Source organism: Rosistilla carotiformis (assembly GCF_007753095.1).
GTDB classification, from domain to species: Bacteria; Planctomycetota; Planctomycetia; order Pirellulales; family Pirellulaceae; genus Rosistilla; species Rosistilla carotiformis.
This window is the reverse complement of record NZ_CP036348.1, coordinates 4,457,874-4,477,704: the sequence shown is the minus strand read 5'-3', so window position 1 is coordinate 4,477,704 and position 19,831 is coordinate 4,457,874. Positions and strand designations below refer to the sequence as shown.

12 protein-coding genes and 1 tRNA gene are annotated in these 19,831 nt (G+C 57.9%); 9 read left to right on the top strand and 4 right to left on the bottom strand.

The window, feature by feature from the left end; genetic code table 11:
- Positions 1 to 359: 359 nt before the first annotated feature.
- Positions 360 to 968, bottom strand: a complete 609-nt coding sequence (locus Poly24_RS16195; protein ID WP_145097514.1) for a zinc ribbon domain-containing protein — start codon at positions 966 to 968, stop codon at positions 360 to 362.
- 679 nt (positions 969 to 1,647) lie between these two features.
- On the opposite strand from Poly24_RS16195, the gene Poly24_RS16190 reads away from it, so the two are divergent.
- A complete protein-coding gene (locus tag Poly24_RS16190; protein WP_145097511.1) occupies positions 1,648 to 3,093 on the top strand; it encodes a sulfatase in 1,446 nt (481 codons plus the stop codon).
- Positions 3,094 to 3,266: 173 nt separating this feature from the next.
- Here the strand turns inward: Poly24_RS16190 and Poly24_RS16185 are convergent, their stop codons facing one another.
- Both Poly24_RS16185 and Poly24_RS16180 read right to left on the bottom strand, forming a co-directional pair.
- Positions 3,267 to 3,866 (bottom strand): hypothetical protein, encoded by a 600-nt coding sequence (locus Poly24_RS16185; protein ID WP_145097508.1) that lies wholly within the window; start codon positions 3,864 to 3,866, stop codon positions 3,267 to 3,269.
- A 1,427-nt stretch (positions 3,867 to 5,293) separates the two neighbouring features.
- Positions 5,294 to 6,994 (bottom strand): esterase/lipase family protein, encoded by a 1,701-nt coding sequence (locus Poly24_RS16180; protein ID WP_197451957.1) that lies wholly within the window; start codon positions 6,992 to 6,994, stop codon positions 5,294 to 5,296.
- 1,773 nt (positions 6,995 to 8,767) lie between these two features.
- On the opposite strand from Poly24_RS16180, the gene Poly24_RS16175 reads away from it, so the two are divergent.
- Positions 8,768 to 10,081, top strand: a complete 1,314-nt coding sequence (locus Poly24_RS16175; RefSeq protein ID WP_197451956.1) for a DUF3472 domain-containing protein — start codon at positions 8,768 to 8,770, stop codon at positions 10,079 to 10,081.
- On the opposite strand, the gene gdhA is transcribed toward Poly24_RS16175, so the two are convergent.
- Positions 10,078 to 11,415: an NADP-specific glutamate dehydrogenase gene (gene gdhA / locus Poly24_RS16170; RefSeq protein WP_231753173.1), complete on the bottom strand. Its 1,338-nt coding sequence runs from the start codon at positions 11,413 to 11,415 to the stop codon at positions 10,078 to 10,080. The two genes, Poly24_RS16175 and gdhA, sit on opposite strands and share 4 nt — an antisense overlap.
- A 353-nt stretch (positions 11,416 to 11,768) precedes the next feature.
- Between gdhA and Poly24_RS16165 the strand changes: the two genes are divergently transcribed.
- The 7 genes from Poly24_RS16165 to Poly24_RS16135 all read left to right on the top strand — a co-directional run bounded on the left by Poly24_RS16165 (position 11,769) and on the right by Poly24_RS16135 (position 19,357).
- Positions 11,769 to 11,960: a hypothetical protein gene (locus Poly24_RS16165; protein WP_145097499.1), complete on the top strand. Its 192-nt coding sequence runs from the start codon at positions 11,769 to 11,771 to the stop codon at positions 11,958 to 11,960.
- A 160-nt stretch (positions 11,961 to 12,120) separates the two neighbouring features.
- Complete coding sequence (locus Poly24_RS16160; RefSeq protein WP_145097496.1) at positions 12,121 to 13,506, top strand: alkaline phosphatase family protein; 1,386 nt, start codon at positions 12,121 to 12,123, stop codon at positions 13,504 to 13,506.
- 49 nt (positions 13,507 to 13,555) lie between these two features.
- Positions 13,556 to 15,205: an alkaline phosphatase gene (locus Poly24_RS16155; RefSeq protein WP_231753172.1), complete on the top strand. Its 1,650-nt coding sequence runs from the start codon at positions 13,556 to 13,558 to the stop codon at positions 15,203 to 15,205.
- A gap of 144 nt (positions 15,206 to 15,349) precedes the next feature.
- Positions 15,350 to 16,297, top strand: a complete 948-nt coding sequence (locus tag Poly24_RS16150; protein ID WP_231753171.1) for a dihydrodipicolinate synthase family protein — start codon at positions 15,350 to 15,352, stop codon at positions 16,295 to 16,297.
- The gene (locus Poly24_RS16145; protein WP_315852204.1) at positions 16,294 to 17,250 is read left to right on the top strand and encodes a proline racemase family protein; all 957 of its coding nucleotides are present in this window, start codon (positions 16,294 to 16,296) and stop codon (positions 17,248 to 17,250) included. Before Poly24_RS16150 ends, Poly24_RS16145 begins: the two co-directional genes overlap by 4 nt.
- A gap of 186 nt (positions 17,251 to 17,436) precedes the next feature.
- Positions 17,437 to 18,705 (top strand): PQQ-binding-like beta-propeller repeat protein, encoded by a 1,269-nt coding sequence (locus tag Poly24_RS16140; RefSeq protein WP_145097493.1) that lies wholly within the window; start codon positions 17,437 to 17,439, stop codon positions 18,703 to 18,705.
- Positions 18,706 to 19,284: 579 nt separating this feature from the next.
- Positions 19,285 to 19,357, top strand: a tRNA-Lys gene (locus Poly24_RS16135).
- The last annotated feature ends 474 nt before the right edge of the window (positions 19,358 to 19,831 follow it).

Below are 19,831 nucleotides of genomic sequence, written 5' to 3'. Positions count from 1 at the left end.
TAGACGCCAGCTTAAGTCACCGACTGCCGGATGTGGTTCCGAGGGAATCCGGAGGGCGGTTGTTGGTTTTGCCACAGAGTTCACCGAGTCCACAGAGGGTTGAGGTGGTTGATCGATTTCCTCGGTGGACTCGGTGGACTCGGTGGCTAAAGCTTTTGCCGGTTTGAACTCGGAAAAATCAGAAAGTGGTGCAGGACTCTTATGCGTTGGTTCGGGAATTACCGCGGTTCAGTGCGTGGTAGATCGCGTTTGCCTCGTCATCGTGTTGGGGGCTTGGTGTCTTTTAAGGATAGAAGGCCAGTGTGGCTCCGAGAAGATTTCGGACTTGCACTGCGGTGCGCGACTCGCCGGGGACGAAGCTAGGCGGCTCGCAGGCCGGTGAACAATCGATCCAGCTGTGATTGGCATTTCCCCCAATCATACCATTGGCCTTCCGCTTCTGCGGTTGCCGTGATCCACATGCCCTGCTCGGCACCATCAATGTTTACCGAAAGACGCACTTCCATCGCGCGGAGGTCCGGAGGAAGCGTTGCCCGGATGTGGCAGTGGTTATCGCCAAAGGTGACGCATGTGATCGAGTGCTCGATCGACGCCAGCGTCACTGCGAGATTCGCTAGCACTTCTCCAGGCGGTAGCGTCACGAACTCCCGGCGTTCTTTCCCCGTCTTGAAGCCAAGTTTCGCTGTGAGAGGTTGCGAGGCTTTGGCGATCGCAAGGCTTGAGATTCCCCCCATCATCGGCGAGGCCACAGCATCGATCAAGTCGAGTAGGAGTGAACTAGTGTCCCTGCCCGCGCCCGCTTTCGCCTGCGTCACGCGTTGATTGACTTCGGCGCTTTGGGTGATCCGCTCAAAGTCATAAGACTGACGCCAGTCAAACACCTCGGGCACCTCACCGAGTTGCACGCGAGTGCCACAGTTCGAGCAGAACTTCCCATTCACTTCGCATCCGCACTCACTGCAGTACATTCGACGTCTCCTTTAAGCAACGATGACTACCTTTGAGGTATCGGTAGAGAACGCTGTGGGGCCGCAATCAAACAATGCTATCGGCGAGACGTTTCTTTACCTTTTTTCGCGACAATTCCTAATACATTGCGTCCGCAAAAAGCAGTTTACCGGTTAGGAATGGTCGGTCTCATCACACCTCAATCCTGGCCCCGGCGGCAAGGAGATCCGAGCTATCTGCGCGTGGATAACGCTTGCGAGCATTGCCATCCAAAGCAATTTTTTCTGAATAGATCTAGGCCCCCTCATGCCCATTCGTTCTCTCTCGAAACAAGTTTGTGGGAGCAGAGAGCCTGATCCTAGACGCTGGCGTTTGGGCCAATTTCGGTCACCCCGCCTCGTTCCGGTGGCCAACGCCGGAGCTTTCTATGCCCACTTGCGAGAAGGGTCACCGCTCCTGTCTGTGGAATAGGCAAACCGCGATCCAGGCTTGATGCGACCGCCGCTCCGCAGCTAGATATCCAGCCGAACTACGGGAGTCGATATTGAATATCTGCCGTTGCATAACTCGCCGTTCTTTAACGGTTTGTGATACCATAATCCACTTGCAAAACGTCGCCTCGCAGAAACCGCGATGAGCGTATTCGCCGACGCCTGCGGCTACGGGTTAAACGTTTCAATCGACAACCGAACTATCACCATGAAAGCTACCTCACTGTTTCTGCTGTCGATGCTGTTGTTCTTTTTCAGTTCGCCTGCACAGGCCGCGGAGGCTCACCAACCGAACATCGTTTTCATCCTTGTGGATGATCTGGGTTGGTCCGACCTGCATTGCTACGGGCACCGTTATCACCACACTCCGCACCTTGATCGTCTGGCTGCTGAGGGGCTGCGGTTTACCGCTGGCTACTCCCCTGCCCCGATCTGTTCGGCCGCACGAGCCAGCATTCTGACGGGAAAGACGGTGGCTCGTTTGGGCTTTGAGTTTGTCACCAAAAACACTCCGGGGCGGCAGTCGCTCGATATCGATGTGCCGCTTTTGACGCCCGAACTGACGCTGAACCTGCCGACCGCGGAAGTCACGATCGCCGAGCGACTGGCGGCGGTTGGTTATCAAACAGCCTTCTTTGGCAAGTGGCACGTCAGTCAGCATTACCAGCGACGCTACCTCGCCTGGCACCCCGATTTCGGTCCGAAACAACAGGGATTTGCGGTCGCCGGCGAAGACTTTGGCGATCACCCTTATGCGTGGGACAAAAAACATCCTCCCTCACCCGCCCCCGGTGGCGTGCTCCCTCGGGATTCGATGATCCAGCGGACGGCCGATTTTATCCGAAGGCAAGCCGACGCCACCAAGCCCTACTTCTTGATGGCCTCATCCTTTTATGTGCATACTCCCGTGAAGACTCGCTGCCGTTGGCTGGTCGAAAAATACGAACGTCACCTGCCCCCCGACGCCAAGCATCGCAGACAACGGCTGGAATACGCGGCGTTTGTCGAGACGCTTGATCACCACGTGGGAACGATCTTGGATGCCATCGATCAGTCGGGACAGCGAGAAAACACGTTGGTGTTCTTTATGTCCGACAACGGTGGCCACCCCGAGTATTGTGCCAACGCGCCGCTGCGTGGATCGAAATGGAACCTGTATGAAGGCGGCATACGTATTCCCATGATTGCCAGGTGGCCGGGAAAGATTGACGCAGGCGTTACCAGTGATACGCCGGTGATTGGATACGACCTGTCGCCGACATTTGTCAGCCTCGCAGGCGGCGATGCAAGAGGCGTGGACGGTATCGATATGCAGCGGGTGCTGAGGGAGCCAAGTTGGAAGCCGAACCGCCATTTGCTCTGGCACTTTCCCTACTATCATCCTGAAAAAACATTTTCGAAGGCCATCGACAAGATTGGCGTCGATGATTTCACCACCAGCAAGACGCGACCTCAGTCCGCGCTGCGCAAAGGTAACTACAAGCTAATTCACTTCGCTGAAGACGATCGCGTGGAACTGTACGACGTCGAAGCGGATATCTCCGAAGCAAACGACCTCAGCCAGTCGCACGCGGAGATCGCTGCCCAGTTGCGAGAAACCCTGCAACAACAACTCGATGCGATGAACGCCCGCCGCGCTGTGGCGCGGGAATAGGAGAGCCGCCTCCTGACTGCGAAGCAGCTAAAGAGAATAGCCAGGGGGAAGGGATCCACGCGTCAGCGAGATATCACGCGACCTCTTTTCGTTTCCGCGTTAAAAATCACTTTTAGTGACGATACCACTGGGCAACAGTCGTTTCTGCTGCCGCTTGCGACTGCGATTTACTGCTATTTCAGCCGCCGGTATTTTGTTAAGTGAACGGCAATACCTAGCACTGCGCCAGCGGATACAAACGCTTGAACTGCGATCCAACGCCCCTCTGCGTCGACAAAAAACAGCGAGATGATGCTCGCCAACAACATCAAGAAGGCGATCGCTTTCAAAATCTGTCCGATCGATCGAACCGCCCATGCGCCCGCTGGTGGGACTGTCGCGTCGCCCCGTTCCGTGTCGGCAAGCTGCGCTGTTGAAACTTCTCCGATTGGGATTTTGCTTTGCTTGCACCACTGTCGAAACTTTTCGATATTTGAAAACCAGAGCGAAGTGAAATAGTAATCACCTTGTTCGGTGCGGAGAATGTAGCGCCTTGAGATTCGATCGGGCTCTGTCGGATGCGCCTCGAGCACTTCGTCGACACGGGAGATCTCCATTGCGGGAATCTCCCGCACATGAACCATCCACGGAGTCCATGGCAGCTTGCCATGTTTGGGGAGCTGCAGCCGAATGGACCCCGAATTCCGTCGCCCCTCAAGCTCGACTCGCAAACGAAACAAGGCGACTACGGCTACCAAGAGGAAGAGGCCCGGCACATAGGTCAATGACAGCATAAAGACCGTCGCATCAGGCCCTTGGGGATCACCATAGATGAGGAACGGAAATCCGAATAAGGACAGCGCTATGGCAACCAAAAGCAAACTGCTGCCCCAACGCTTCGGCAGTGTGACAATGGTTCTTTTGGATCGACGATTCACCGTTGCATCTTTTCAGCAAAAGGGGCAGGACTATTTTTCGAGTTTGTCGGGGTTCGCAGGCAGGTTCCGTGGGCGTCCTCGAGGACGTAAAGTCGATTCGAGGTCGAGCCGCCGGGCAAACGACTCACCCCATGTCTCTTCTCCGAATGGGTTGCCGCGACGAACGGCCCACCGCACTTCCTTGAACTCCTTTTCAGTCAGTGGCTCGTTCACACGAGCGACGTCGGAAAAGGGAGGCGGACTCGTTTTGCTGGCTTTTATAACGCAGCTTGCGAGTGGATGGTAGCGTTTGCGTGATTCGCGGCCAGGACGTTTGAGGTACCTTGCTCTCGCCCCGCCGGGGCTTTTGATGGGCTTGCGGCGGACTCACGCCACGGCCAACCTGCTGTCGTCCCTGCCGGGACTTGGACGCAACGGCTGGGCTAATTCTGTCGTCGCTTTGCGACTTTGGTTTGTATCCTCGGTACTGGCACCTGGGACTTGCGTCCCACGCTCTATGCTGCCATGGCTTCGCCATTGTGCGTGCTGGGTTGCCGTTGTGCGGATTGCGAGCTGGTTGGCCTGAGTGCGGATCGGCTGAAGCCTAGACGCCAGCTCAGGTCTTCGACTGCCGCATGGGGTTCCGGTGTTCAGTTGTTGTTTTTGCCACCGAGTTCACCGAGGGCACCGAGGTTTGGAGCGGATGAGGGATTTTCTCTGTGGACTCATTTACCTCGGTGGCTAAGGCTTTTGCCGGTTTGAACTTGGAAAAATCAGAAAGTGGGGCGGGCTCGTTTCGAAGGTTTGCCTAACGCAGCTTGCGAGCGGAGGATGGCATTCGCGTGATTTACGTTATTCGCGGGCAGGACGTTTGAGGTGCATCGCTGCCGCGCCACCGGGGCTTTTGATGGGCTTGCGGCGTGGACGGTCCAGTGGCTCACGCCATGGGGTACGTGCTGTGATCCCTGCCGGGGCTTGGACGCGACGGTTGGACTAATTCTGTCGTCGCTTCGCGACTTTGGTTTGTATCGTCAATGCTGTCACCTGGGACTTGCGTCCCAGGCTCTATGCTGCCATGGCTTCGCCATTGTGGATGGTCCAGTGGCTCGCGCTGTGTGCTACGTGCTGTCGTCCCTGCCGGGATTGGTGCGCAATGGCTGCAGTCGTATCCGATCGTCTTGACGACATCCGCTACGTTATGCGTCGCCAACCGATTCCGGGTATTGCCAAGCCAGGTGAGTGCGTGGGCTGCCACACCGACTGTGTCAGCACGGGTAGCACGCGATTTGTTGCAGAGCGATTCGCTACCGAGTTGCCGACTGAGTGAGACCTTCGGCTAGCTGCGGTTGGGGGGCCGAGTTTTCAGCTGGTTCGTCCAGATGCAGTTGCAGGATGCGAAGCACTTCCTCAACCGTATCGGGATGGCTTTGCAATCGCCGATGGGTTGTCGCCACAATCCGCTCACTATCCGCACCGTGGTGCCGAGCACTCACGACCGGAACGACGCCATCGGCGGGCCCACCGATCAGCATTTTGTGGCCGTTACCGATCACCGAATGCAGACGGATGTGAGGGGCAAGTGGTAATTGTCTCATCGCCTGCAGGGTTGGATCCTCCGGTTCCAGCATGTGAACACTTGTTGGAATATGTTTTGAATAGAACGGAGTGATCGCCTCGCGATTGCGAGCCAGGAACGCATCGTACTCGTCGGAGAAATCGTGGGAACGTGAGACGAGAAGTGAGGCGAATTGACCGATCCATTCATCCGCGATAGGCGAACCTCCATGCGGCGTGCCGATGAAAATGGCTCGCTCCACAAACGGCGATGGCTCAAAGAAGAACAGCTCCGAGAGGTACTCGTGCATCTGCGGGTCCGCCTGCAACGACTCGATCGGCCGCTTGGCAAACGACTTCCAAAGCGATGTTCCACTCGGGGCGACTTGCAGTTTCGTTAGCAAACCTCCCATGCTGTGGCCGATGATGACACTGCGATGGAGTGCGGGGTCGGCGGTCGTTTTCGTAAATGACGCGATCGCCTCGCTGCACTCGCGTCGCAAATCGGCAGCGGAACGAAGGAATGGACGGCCGGTTGGATAGCCGAACAACCAGATCTGGTAACGCGAATTGACCCAGTCGGCCGTGCGGAGTTCGTTGATCAATCCGATCCAAGTGAGTGGATCGGAAGCCAATCCATGGACAAAAACCAACGGGATCTTGCCCGGCTGGTAGGGCTCAAGCATGATCAACTGACCACTTCGGTGCAGTCGATCGGGATGCATGAAGCCTTCGTAATTGAGATGGGGCGTGTTGTTGTTTAACCAAGCAATGGGCGCCGAAAGGTCAGCCGCCAATGGAGTTTCACCTCCGTCGTCTTTCGCCAGCTCGGAGTGAACAAGCGGATTGAAAACCTCCAGGACTTGATTCGGCGGGGCTTCATCGGATTCGCGATCGCCATCGACCGGCAGGTTTCGAAGCATCGCAGTCGCCGCGAAGGGCAATTGCGGGATCATGAAGCGTTCTTGCTGATCCCGTTGCCGCAGCACCACCAGCGGAACTCCCCAACCCGAGCGCCGGTGTTGGTGGGTCAAATGCTCATCCTGATACTCATCGACCGGAATCCAGCAATTGAAATCCTCCGGTTTCCAGGCGAAACCGTCGTAAACGATCGGGATAGTCACATCGCCCTCTTCGGTGGTCAAGCGAATGCCATGGACCGGATCGATCTGTCCAAATTGTTGCGCCGACTCGATCAATCCACGCAGACTTTCGTGATACAGCTCCGCGGCGAGGTTGCGTTGCGCGTCATCGGCAAGGGAAGCGTGGTTTACCGTTTTCCACGCCAGGCGATTGGCGGCGAGATAATGAGCGGTGCAACGAGGGTCCAGATCCGCTCGCAGTTTCTCCGCTTGGGCGCACGCGGTTCGGCTCGCCTCGATCGGGTCACGCGAGCCGAGTTCGTCACTGGAGAGATCGGCTAGAGCGACAGCCTCGGAGCTGGATGCCACGTCTTCCAATGATCGCTCGGAAAGCCAGGAAGACCGGCAACCGAGCAGCAACAACAGACCGATCGCCCAAGCAGAAACAGGCGCAGGGACGCATCGACCTCGGTCATTAATCTTGTTGAGATCGTTTTGGGAATCGCCGGCCATGTCTTCCTTGCTCGATATTCTTTTTCATTGCAATCGATCCAACGATCGCCAGACCAATCGGGCGCCGAATGAAGCAGCGAGATCCGTGGAGGATGCAGAGTAGAGAAATACTGGAGGGAGGAAAAGACGAAACATGGGGGATGTCCCTACCGCTTCCATTTCCCACCGATGTGCGGTTCGGCTGAAGTATAGACGCCAGCTCACGTCCCCGATTGCCACATGAGGTGGTGCGGGGGCAGTCGTTTTTTTGCCACCGAGTTCACCGAGGACACAGAGGTTTGTTGCGGTTGATGGATTTCCTCTGTGGACTCAGTGACCTCGGTGGCTAAGGTTTCGCTTGTTTGCGTTCTAGTTCGCTGAAGCGCGGATCGGCTGAAGCCTAGACGCCAGCTCTCGTCACCGATTGCTGCATGGGGTGGCGGGGGCAGTTGTTCTTTTTGCCACCGAGTTCACCGAGGACACAGAGGGTTGTGGTGGTTGATGAATTTCCTCTGTGGACTCAGTGACCTCGGTGGCTAAGGTTTCGCTTGTTTACGTTCTAGTTCGCCGAGGCGCGGATCCGCTGAAGCCTAGACGCCAGCTCACGTCACCGATTGCCGCATGGGGTGGCGGGGGGGGGGGTTGCCACCGAGTTCACCGAGGACACAGAGGGTTGTCGCGGTTGATGGATTTCCTCTGTGGACTCAGTGACCTCGGTGGCTAAGGTTTCGCTTGTTTGCGTTCTAGTTCGCTGAAGCGCGGATCGGCTGAAGCCTCGACGCCAGCGCTCGTCCCCGATTGCCGCATGGGGTGCCGGGGGCAGTTGTTCTTTTTGCCACCGAGTTCACCAAGGACACAGAGGGTTTGGTGGTTGATGGATTTCCTCTGTGGACTCAGTGACCTCGGTGGCTATGGTTTCGCTTGATTGCGTTCTAGTTTTCCGAGGCGCGGATCGGCTGAAGCCTAGACGCCAGCTCTCGTCACCGATTGCTGCATGGGGTGGCGGGAGCAGTTGTTTTTTGCCACCGAGTTCACCAAGGACACAGAGGGTTTGGTGGTTGATGGATTTCCTCTGTGGACTCAGTGACCTCGGTGGCTAAGGTTTCGCTTGTTTACGTTCTAGTTTGCCGAGGCGCGGTTCGGCTGAAGCCTAGACGCCAGCCCTCGTCACCGATTGCCGCATGGGGTGGCGGGAGCAGTTGTTTTTTGCCACCGAGTTCACCAAGGACACAGAGGGTTGTCGTGGTTGATCGATTTCCTCTGTGGACTCGGTGACCTCGGTGGCAAAATCTTTTGCTGGTTTGACCTATTACGTTTGCGGGTCGTTGATGGAACGCGCGTCGGATCGATTGAACGAGACAGCACGTGTTGGCGGCGTAACGTCATCAATACGTTACCGACGCAAGAAAGGGACCTACCCCCATCGAAACAGGGAAATGCTTGGATCGACAACATGGATGCAGTTGTTGCATCGCGGAATCGGATTGTTTGGTTTCAACCGATGTGGTGTTTTGATGCGACCTGGTCCTGTGACTCCGTTGGCGTGATCCTCTAGCTACTATAAAAAGACGCAGCCCATGCGAACGGAGTTGCGGGGCAACATGGCGACTTGTGTCGAACCTCACTGGAAATCGGAACTTCGGGATCCCCATGACCAACTACTTTGCTTCGTTGTTTCGTCCGCTCGGCTTGGCTGCTCGTTTGGCCTTTGCTGGCGTTGTGATCTCGATCGCCACGGTTGCGGTAGCTGCCGATTGGACGGTGCCGCTGGCTGGGAACGCGTATCGCGCACCGGTCGCTCGCAGTGGGCGGCTCTTTTCGCCCGCCGGAGCACTTCGTGTCAGCGAGGGGGACGCAACCGATTCGGTCTATTTTCATGTCGACCGGCCGGGAGTGATCTCGCTTGCCCTGCGAGCTCGCGCCGTCGATGGCGACACAGCGATCGAAGCTCGCGTTGGCGATCATCGACTGACAACGAAGGTGCGCGGCGCGGAGGAGAACGCATATCCGCTGGGCGAGGTCTCACTTGCCGCCGCCGGGTACGTGCGCGTCGATCTACAGGCGAGTGGTGGAAAAGCGGAGGTCTCTCAATTGGTCGTCCAGTCGGACGTCGATGGGATGACACTCGATTACGTCAAGAACAACGAAGGGAAAATGTACTACTGGGGCCGCCGGGGTCCATCGGTCCATCTTCAATATGAAACTCCCGCGAAGATCGATCTGACCTATGCCTACAGCGAGATCACGGTCCCCGAAGGGCAGGACGCGTTGGGGGCCTATTACATGGCCAATGGTTTTGGCGAAGGTTATTTTGGCTTCCAGGTGAACAGCCCCAGCGAGCGGCGCGTGCTATTTTCGGTGTGGAGTCCTTTTCGGACTGACGATCCCAAAGAGATTCCCGAAGATCAACGTGTCGCGACGCTGGCGAAAGGGGAGGGCGTCACGGCCAAGGACTTTGGCAATGAAGGATCGGGGGGCCAAAGCTTCCTGAACTATCCATGGACTGCGGGGACGACCTATCGTTTCCTGACCGAAGTTAAACCGGACGGCGAGGGGAACACGATCTATACGTCCTGGTTTGGCGACAAAGCGGAGGGGACTTGGCGGTTGCTCGCTAGTTTTCGCAGACCCAAGACCGACCGTCACCTGACCGGCTTCCACAGCTTTCTGGAAAACTTCATCCCCGATTTTGGAGCCCTTCCGCGAACCGCCAACTACGGCAACCAATGGGTTTGCGACGTCGACGGCAACTGGCACGAAGTCACCCGCGCTCGGTTAACTGGCGACAACACCGCTCGCGGCCGACATCGGCTCGACTACGCCGGCGGCGCTGTCGGCGACCATTTCTTTATGAAACACTGCGGCTTCTTTTCGCCACACGTCGCGTTGGACCAAACGTTCCAACGCGAAACCGACGCGGGTTCGAAACCCGATATCGACTTCGACCGTTTGCCGCGCGGCTAGATCAGCCCCATCGACTGGATCGCATCGGCAACACGCATGAATCCCGAGATGTTGGCTCCCAGGGCGTAATTGCCGGGGGCTCCAAATTCGTCGGCGGTTTCCATGCAGCGATCGTGAATGTCTTTCATGATCTGAGCCAATTTGCGGTCGGTGTATTCGAACGACCACGCATCGCGCGACGCGTTTTGCTGCATCTCCAGTGCGCTGGTCGCAACGCCGCCGGCGTTGGCCGCTTTGCCCGGAGCGTAAGCGACCTTCGAATCCAACAACAATTCGATCCCTTGGGGAGTCGTCGGCATGTTCGCTCCTTCGGCGACGGCGATACAGCCGTTTTGGATCAGCGAAGCCGCATCTTTTCCGGTCAGTTCATTTTGCGTCGCACAGGGAAGGGCGACGTCGCATTCGATCTGCCAGATGTTTCCCTTGCGTTGATATTGAGCGTGCTTTCGCGTCTCGCAATACTTCTCGATCGGCATCCGTTCGACCTCTTTGATCCGCTTGAGCGTCGGCAGGTCGATTCCTTCCTGATCGTAGATCACGCCCGTGGAATCGGAACAGGCGACGACGCGGCCGCCGAGTTCCGTCACCTTTTCGATCGCGTAGATCGCAACGTTTCCCGCTCCCGAAACGACGCAGGTCTTCCCCTGCAGCGAATCGGATCGGGCGGCGAGCATCTCTTGGACAAAATAGCCCAGCCCGTAGCCTGTCGCTTCGGTCCGCACCAAGGCGCCGCCATAGCGTAGCCCCTTGCCGGTCAAGACGCCCGACTCGTACCGGTTGCAGATCCTTTTATATTGTCCAAACAGGTAACCGACCTCCCGTTTGCCGACTCCGATATCGCCGGCCGGAACGTCGGTGTATTCGCCGATGTGACGATACAGTTCGGTCATGAAGCTTTGGCAAAACCGCATCACTTCCGAATCGCTGCGTCCCTTGGGATCAAAGTCGCTGCCACCTTTGGCGCCGCCGATCGGCATTCCCGTCAACGCGTTCTTGAAGATCTGTTCGAAGCCAAGGAACTTGATGATCGAAAGGTTGACCGACGGATGGAACCGCAAGCCGCCTTTGTAGGGACCAAGCGCGCTGTTGAATTGGACTCGAAAACCGCGGTTGATATGGACCTCGCCCCGGTCGTCTTGCCAGGGCACGCGGAAGATGATCTGCCGCTCCGGTTCGCAGATCCGTTCGATAATCTTCTGTTCGGCAAACCGGGGATATTTGGCCAGGACCGGCCCCATCGACGACAGGACTTCTTTGACCGCTTGAATGAATTCCGCTTCACCTTGGTTGCGTTGCTGAACATTCCAAAATATCGACTCTAATTTTTCGTCCATCGTAACCTGTGTCTTTTGGGTGCGCTCTGTTGTCATTGTGCGACGGAGCGGCACAGGCAATTGGTATGCCAATTTCGGAATGCGGGGCAATCTTTCGCGAAAGTCGCCGATGGGGGCGTGGTTTCGTCAACCGCAGTGGACATCGTGTCAACGTGCGTTGTCGCACGAGGGGCTTTGGGAAATCGGACCGCACCGGTTGGGTGCGGTTTTCGCAAGGGGGGTGACGGTTTCACACAATTCTTCACACAAAAAATATGTCGCGAGGATTGACGCTTCTTGGAACGGCGTTTGCATCTCCTTCATGGCGTTGCTGATTGACTCATCCACCCCCTTTCATTGAAGGAAAATTAGACGTGTCGACTGAAATGAAACCACGCGAGATTTTGGTTCAAACCAACCATGGCCTGATCTTTACCGTTGTTGTCCCGCAGGACAACGAAGCAGCCCAACCGCACGGTTCGCTCACCGCTGGCCCCTTCGGGACCGGGACCGGTGTCAGTCGCGGGGATCAACCGCGATCGTCGCTGGTACGGAGCGCTTCCTGACCCGCAGGTTGATTTGATCGATAGGGTTGATCGACCGCATCGTTGATCGGCTTCCGCGGGGCAACTATGATTTGCATGCGCTCCCTCCAACGCGGTGCATCGCTTTGACCGCCGGTTCAAGCTGCGATCGCCGCTTGCCGTCCCCAACGGAAATCGATCCATGCAAACCCTTCCCCGCGTGCTGTGTATCGCAGCGGTCGCCGCTGCGTCCTGCTGCTGCTTGGCCCCTTCCGCCCCCGCGGCGGACTCTGCAAAACATGTTGTTGTGGTCAGTCTCGATGGGCTCGCGGCCTATCTCGTCGACGACCCCAAGGTGCCCCTGCCCACGATCCGGCGACTGGCTCGCGAAGGAGCAATCGTCGACGGTGGTATGATCCCGTCGAACCCGTCGGTCACTTGGCCCAACCACACGACGTTGGTGACCGGTGTCCGCCCCGAGAAGCATGGCGTCATGGCCAATGGCGTTTTGGTGCGTGGGCCGATCGGTGTTCCGACCACGATCGATTCGCGTCGTGACCAGAGTGATCTCGTCCGCATTCCGACGATTGTCGACGCCGCGCACGCTGCGGGGCTTTCGACCGCTGAGATCAATTGGCCCTGCACCCGCGGGTCGAAATCGCTGGACGATCAATTCCCCGACGTTCCCGATGCGTTACTGCACAGTACGCCGAGGCTGCGAAAGGAATTGGTCGAACTGGGACTGCTGGTCGACGAGACCGATGCGTCGTTCCGCAAGCTGAGCACGGTCGGCCGCGATTATGTCTGGACCGAAGCGGCTTGCCACTTGATTCGCGACCGGAAACCGAACCTGACGTTGATCCATCTATTGAATGTCGACAGCGTCCATCACCAGAGAGGCCCGCAAACGCCGGAAGGTTACACCGCCAACGCCTATGCCGACATGTGTTTGGCGCGGATCGTCGCGGCCATCGACGAGGCGGGGATCCGCGATCAAACGACGTTGATTGTCCTTTCGGACCACGGCTTCACGCGGACTCCCGAAGCGATCCGCCCCAACGTCGTGTTGCGTCAGGCGGGACTGCTGACGGCCGAAGCGGGGAAAATTCGCGAGGCGCAGGTGCATGTTGTACCCGAGGGAGGCATCGGCTTGGTCTACTGCACCAACCCCGGCGAAGCGACCGAGCAAGCCGAAGCGTTTAAGAAAATGTTCGTCGGTCTCGAAGGTGTCGCCGACGTTGTCTTGCCCGACGGATTCGCGGAGATCGGTCTGCTGCACCCTCGCGAATACAATCAGTCTCCCGATGCGGTTCTCGTGGCTGCCGATGGATATTCGGTTTCGGGTTCGGTCGACGGCGAGACATTGGTTGCCAGCAACACCGAAGCGAAGACCGCACTCGGTTCACACGGGTTTGTCTCGACGCTGCCGAAGATGAAAGCGTTGTGCGTGCTGTCGGGAGCTGGCATCCGCAGCGGCGTCCAATTGCCGACGGTCGAAAACATCGACATCGCACCCACGATCGCGAAACTTCTTGAACTCAAATACCCTTACAGCGACGGCAAACCGTTGACCGCTGCGTTAGAATAACCAACCCACCAAAACTTTCCCTCCACCTCCCTCCTTCAAACGATCCACCATGCTCACCGCTTCCCACCGCATGCTGACTTTCCAGCTCGCTTGTCTCTTGGTCCTTACCGCTGCACCTTGGTCGGCCACCGCGCAGACGTCCGATCCGATCGCTGCCTTGCAAGCGGCCGCGGTCGAAGCACGGGCTGCCGATTGGGGACATTGGGGCCCCGATCCGAAAAGCTATTCCAGCTGGCGGAGTCACAGCAACCGGCTGATTCCGGTCTATTCGTTTGGGATGGACATGAAGTCGGTCTCGGGAGCGAAGAGCGTCTACCGCGACGAAGCGGCGATCGAGCGATTGTATGGACAGGTTCCCGAGGGGACGCTGAATCCCGAGGCGGAATACTTCGACCAAACCGACGTCTATCGATTGCAGCAATCGGCTGTCGACGCCGGAAAGAAACGGGTGATCCTGTTCGTCTTCGATGGGATGGATTGGCACACGACACGCGCCGCCGCGATCGCAAAGCTTGGCAAAGTTGCTTACAGCGAAGGGCGAGGCGAGGGACTGGCGTTTCTCGACTACCGCGGTGCGACAACCGATTACGGGTATTGTGTAACCAGCCCGCACAACGACGGCACTTCGGTGAGCGTCGACAAGCAGCGGGTGACCAATCCCGGTGGGAAATTGCGAGGCGGTTACGATTTCCAACGTTGCGGCGATGCCCCTTGGAAACCGATCACCGATGCCGACTATCCGATCGGCAAGAGCAAAGAGCAACCGCACGCCTACACCGATTCGGCCTCTTCGGCGACTTCGCTGACCGCTGGCATCAAGACTTACAACAATTCGGTGAATGTCGATGCGATGGGGCGTGAAGTCCTGCCGATCGCGCGCACGTTGCAAGAGGACGGTTTCGCGGTCGGCGTGGTGACCAGCGTTCCGATCAGCCACGCGACCCCCGCCTGTGCTTATGGCAACAATGTCCATCGCAACGACTACCAAGACATCACCCGCGATCTGATCGGCCGTCCGTCGATCTATCATCCCGGTGGCCTTTCGGGATTGGACGTTCTGATGGGAGGCGGCTGGGGTGTCGCCACTGAAAAAGATGGTGGCCAGGGAGAGAACTTCGTCCCGGGGAACAAATACCTGACCGAAGAGGATCTGAAGGCGATCGACGCTTCCAACGGCGGCAAGTACGTGGTCGCTCAGCGAACCCCAGGAACGGTGGGGCCGAAGGTGCTTTCCGCTGCCGTTGCAAAAGCGATCGCCGACAAGAATCGACTGTTCGGATATTTTGGCGTCGGCGGCGGACACCTGCCCTACCAGACAGCCGATGGAAAGTATGATCCCGTCGACAGCATCGGTGGCAGCAAGGTGCAAAAAGCGGAGGTCTACAGCGAAGCTGACGTGAGCGAGAACATCAATCTGCGACAGATGGCGGTTGCCGCGATGGAAGTGCTGGAATCTCGCAACGACCGCTGGTGGTTGATGGTCGAATCGGGCGACGTCGATTGGGCCAGCCACTCCAACAACATCGACAACGCGATCGGCGCCATCCACAGCGGCGATGACGCTTTCGAGGGCGTGGTTCAGTGGATCGAAGAAAACGGGGGATGGGATGACACCGCGTTGATCTTAACCTCCGACCACGGACACTATTTTCAGTTGTCGCGTCCCGAGGCGTTGGTACAAACGACTTCGACGCCGTAGCGAGCAATCGCTGAGGATTTTGCCGGGACCATCGTCGCGGCATGCGGTCAAAACGGATTTGGCGAGTTACAATCATCCGGCGTTTAAAGCTTGAGCGTTGAAGCGTTCGAGACGCAGCGAGCATGCCCTTTGGGAGAGATGACGGTGAATCGTGGTCGAGATCTATTTTGTGGCTGCATGCCGGCGTTGATGACCCCCTGCGATTCCGCGGGCAATCCCGACTTCGACGCCTTGGTCCGCAAAGGGCATCAATTGCTCGACGCAGGAATGTGTGCGGTCGTCTATTGCGGGTCGATGGGAGACTGGCCTCTGTTGACCGATCTGCAGCGTCAAGAAGGAGTGAAGCGACTGGCCTCAGCGGGTGTGCCCGTGGTCGTCGGCACCGGGGCTCAAAATCCCAAACTCGCCGCCGCGCACGCCGCCCATGCTCAAGCCGTTGGCGCGGCCGGATTGATGCTGATCCCACGCGTTTTGTCGCGTGGCAGCTCCGCGGCGGCTCAGCGGCATCACTTTGCCGATATCCTTCGCTCAGCGGATCGATTGCCGGCGGTCATCTATAACAGTCCGTATTACGGGTTCCAGACGCGAGCGGATCTGTTTTTTGAACTCCGTCGCGAACACCCGAATCTGGTCGGATTCAAAGAGTTTGGCGGCGCCGAATCGCTCAGCTATGCCGCGGAACATATCACCAGCGGCAATTCCGAGCTCGCCTTGATGGTGGGTGTCGACACCCAGGTTTTTCATGGATTCGTTCGCTGTGGCGCCGTCGGGGCGATCACGGGGGTCGGGAACGCGCTTCCAAAACAAGTCCTTCGGCTAATCGAACTGTGCCGCTTGGCTGCGGCGGGGGATGTCGAAGCGCGGCGATTGGCTTTGGAACTGGACGACGCGATGGCGGTGCTGTCGAAGTTCGACGAAGGGCCCGATCTGGTCCTGTACTACAAATATCTGATGGTGTTGGAAGGGGATTCGGAGTACGAGCATCACTTCAATTCCCACGACGCGCTCAGCGACAGTCAGCGGGCGTGGATCCACGACCAGTGGAAGCTGTTCAAGAGTTGGTGGAACCACTGGCCTGGCGCGAAGCAATGAACGTTGACGCTGCTGCAATCCGAGTGATCGATTCGCACACCGGAGGCGAACCGACGCGTGTGGTGGTCGAAGGTGGCCCCGATCTGGGCGACGGCCCGTTGCCGCAGCGGGTGGAACGCTTTGGTTGCGAAGCCGATCATTTTCGAACGATGATGTTGGCCGAACCGCGTGGCTTCGATGCGATGGTCGGAGCGTTGTTATGCGAGCCGAGCGATTCCCGTTGTGCGGCCGCCGTGATCTTCTTCAATAACCGTGGCTACTTGGGAATGTGTGGCCATGGGGCGATCGGCGTCGCGGCGACGCTGGCCTATCTGGGACGGATCGCGCCGGGGCGGCATCTTTTGGAAACTCCGGTCGGGATCATCGCCATCGAATTGATTAGTCCCAACCGCGTCGCCATCGAAAACGTTCCAAGCTACCGTTTGCGTAAATCGGTATCGGTCGAAGTCCCTGGGATCGGAACCGTCCGCGGCGACATCGCCTGGGGCGGCAACTGGTTCTATCTTGTCGAATCGTCGCCGGTACCGGTGATGCCAGAAAATATCGATCGATTGTCAGACGTCGCGCGACGGATTCGCAGCGCCCTGGTGGCGGCAAAGATCACCGGAGTCGACGGGGCGGAGATCGACCACATCGAACTCTTCGGACCTCCGTCGGTCGCCGACGCCCACAGTCGCAACTTCGTCTTATGCTCCGGCGGTGCTTACGATCGATCGCCTTGCGGAACGGGGACCAGCGCCAAGCTCGCCTGTTTGGCCGCCGATGGGAAATTGGATCCCGAGGTGCCTTGGATCCAGGAGAGCATCATCGGCAGCCGCTTTACCGCTTCGTACTGCCCCGACGCCGACAATCGCATCGTTCCGAGGATCGTTGGCGAAGCGTATGTCTACGGGGAAACACGGTTTATCGCCCAGCCTGGGGATCCGTTTCCTTACGGCATCACGGCGCAGTAGTCGCTTACGGACGGGCCCCCGCCACGACCTGGCATATTTCGCACATCGGCCGACACGAAACGGACAGCCGGTAAATTTTGGCACCACGTTTGAGGAGAATTGCGATACAATACTTCCTCGACGTATTGCCCCTCCATCTTGCCTACCTAAACGCTTTCCGCAGCCACTGCTGCTGCCGAGGTTCCGATGATCCGTTTGTCCTCCTGCCTTTGTCTACTGGTTTCCAGCTTGGTACTCGCAACCTGGGGTAGCTCCAATTCCAGTGCCCAGGACTGGACGCGGTTTCGCGGCCCCAATGGCTCTGGGTATGTCGCCGACGGCAAGATCCCCGATTCCTGGACCGCCCAAGACGAGTCTTGGTCCGTCGATCTGCCCGGTGGCGGGATCAGTTCGCCCGTCGCTTGGGGCGAGCGAGTCTTCCTGCTGGCAGCCGATCCGAAGACGGCCCTTCGGCATGTTGTGGCCTATCAGCTGACCAGCGGAAAGCAGCTATGGGACAAGAGCTTCGACTCGGTGCCGCATCATTTGCACAAGCGGAATCGGTTTGCGGCCAGCACTCCCTGTTGCGACGAAAAGTTTGTCTACGTCGCTTGGTCGGAGCCGGAACATACGACGGTCAGTTGTCTGACACACGATGGCGAACTGGTTTGGCAGCGTGATCTGGGGCGTTGGCAGAGTCAGCATGGATTTGCGACGTCGCCGATGCTGTACGGCGAGCTGGTGGTTGTGTTCGATTCGCAGCAGGCCCGGCAACTGAAGCCCGGCGAGACCGCGGGCGAGAGCAAGATGGTCGCGTTGAACCGACAGACCGGGCAAATCGCGTGGGAGACACCGCTGGAGACGACCAACGTTTGCTACGGGACACCTTGTGTCTATCAACCCGATGGCGGGGCGGCCCAATTGATCGACGCCAACACCGGCAACGGCTTGTTCGGTCTCGACCCGAAAACGGGCGAGATGCTGTGGAATTTGAAAGCCTTCCGCTCGCGATGCTGCAGCAGTCCTGTGGTCGCGGGAGATCTGGTGCTTGGAACCGCGGGCAGCGGTGGGGGAGGCAATCACCTGGTGGCGGTTCGGCCTGGAGCTGAGCCGACGGAAGTTTATCGGATGGAGCGGTCGGCGCCTTATGTTCCGACTCCCGTCGTCGTCGACGACATGCTGTTTACCTGCGCGGACAATGGTGTCGCGTCGTGCAGCGACGTGAAGACAGGCGAATCGCATTGGACGCGACGCATCGGCGGCACCATCTCCTCCTCTCCCATCGTGGTTGGCGACAAACTGTTGACGATCGATATGGATGGCAAGGCGACGGTTTTGCGAGCGAGCAAGGAATACGAAAAGCTTGGTTCGGCCGACCTGCACGGCAACGTCCAAGCGACACCCGCTTACACCCAAGGCTACTTGTTGTTGCGGTCCGAAGATCGGTTGACGGCGATTGGCCCCAAGCCTTTGTAGGCGGGGTCGCAATCGCCGCCACGTTTACCGGCATCCATCCAACACGGTTTGGCTAGCGTCGCTTCGGTGCGGTGTTGAGGGCTAGCCGATTGGTGTCGGTCGCGGCGCCTGGCATCATCGATACAACCGCTGCATCGCTATCAACGGGTGCAATAGGGCATCTATTTCGAGGCTTCGGGAAGAATGCCGATTTAATGTTTGCATAATGCAAGTTGGCGCGCCGATATCTCACAAGCCGGACGAAAGGTAGGATGCTTTTCTGACGCGGAAACTGGGACCGATTCGGGTGTGGGGCCTGACGAAGTTCCATCCTTGGGTGATTAAACGCCACGGTGGAACGCAAATTTTGCGTTCCACCGTGTTTTTATGCGCACCCAGCTGGTCGGGGCGATGTCTTTCATTTGACTCGCGGGTTGAATCCGCACCTTTGGTGCCGATGATAACGATTTCCAGCCAATCAATTTGAAATCATCTGGCGGAAAAACCGCCCACCCCCTTTAACAAATTCGACATTTTGTAGAAGATACCGTTCCCGAAACGGTCGCGTCTTAAACGACGCGTCAACGACTGTTTCTGGCAGCCCCTATAGCTCAGTCGGCAGAGCATACGACTTTTAATCGTAGGGTCCTAGGTTCGAGTCCTAGTGGGGGCACTTTGACTATCTTCACCAGCGTTTCAGGCTCTAAAGCCTTGAACCGCTGGTTTTTTTGTGCGCGGAGCGGCATGTCGCTAGCAAACGCTCGGCTGGCGTCCGATCTTCCGCTGGCACCCCTGATTCGGTTCAACGGGCTTCCATCGACGCTCGTCATCGATCGCGGGGGATTGGGATGACGGGTCGAGCGTCCGATACGGTATCGGAATGCCCTGCATCCACCGATTCAATCCCAGTGATCTCACCCATCGTTTTGATTGCGAATACGATTTCATATCGCGTTCGTGCGTATCGGCCCTAATAATCGTCCGTTCCGCGATGGAAATCGCGCATCGGCAGTTCCCATTGGTCGCAAAGGTTTGGTGCGGACGCATGGTCTGGGCACATCCTAAGACCGTTCTGCCCGAATCGGGACACGTTGCGGTGCAAATGCTGCGTCGCTTGCTTCCGGGACGGTTGCAAAGGGAACGAACC

Bases quoted from the DNA above. Each gene is read 5' to 3' on its own strand.
- Poly24_RS16195 (WP_145097514.1), bottom strand. From the start codon at position 968: ATGTACTGCAGTGAGTGCGGATGCGAAGTGAATGGGAAGTTCTGCTCG.
- Poly24_RS16145 (WP_315852204.1), top strand. From the start codon at position 16,294: ATGAACGTTGACGCTGCTGCAATCCGAGTGATCGATTCGCACACCGGA.
- Poly24_RS16175 (WP_197451956.1), top strand. From the start codon at position 8,768: ATGACCAACTACTTTGCTTCGTTGTTTCGTCCGCTCGGCTTGGCTGCT.
- gdhA (WP_231753173.1), bottom strand. From the start codon at position 11,415: ATGGACGAAAAATTAGAGTCGATATTTTGGAATGTTCAGCAACGCAAC.
- Poly24_RS16190 (WP_145097511.1), top strand. From the start codon at position 1,648: ATGAAAGCTACCTCACTGTTTCTGCTGTCGATGCTGTTGTTCTTTTTC.
- Poly24_RS16155 (WP_231753172.1), top strand. From the start codon at position 13,556: ATGCTCACCGCTTCCCACCGCATGCTGACTTTCCAGCTCGCTTGTCTC.
- Poly24_RS16140 (WP_145097493.1), top strand. From the start codon at position 17,437: ATGATCCGTTTGTCCTCCTGCCTTTGTCTACTGGTTTCCAGCTTGGTA.
- Poly24_RS16160 (WP_145097496.1), top strand. From the start codon at position 12,121: ATGCAAACCCTTCCCCGCGTGCTGTGTATCGCAGCGGTCGCCGCTGCG.
- Poly24_RS16185 (WP_145097508.1), bottom strand. From the start codon at position 3,866: ATGCTGTCATTGACCTATGTGCCGGGCCTCTTCCTCTTGGTAGCCGTA.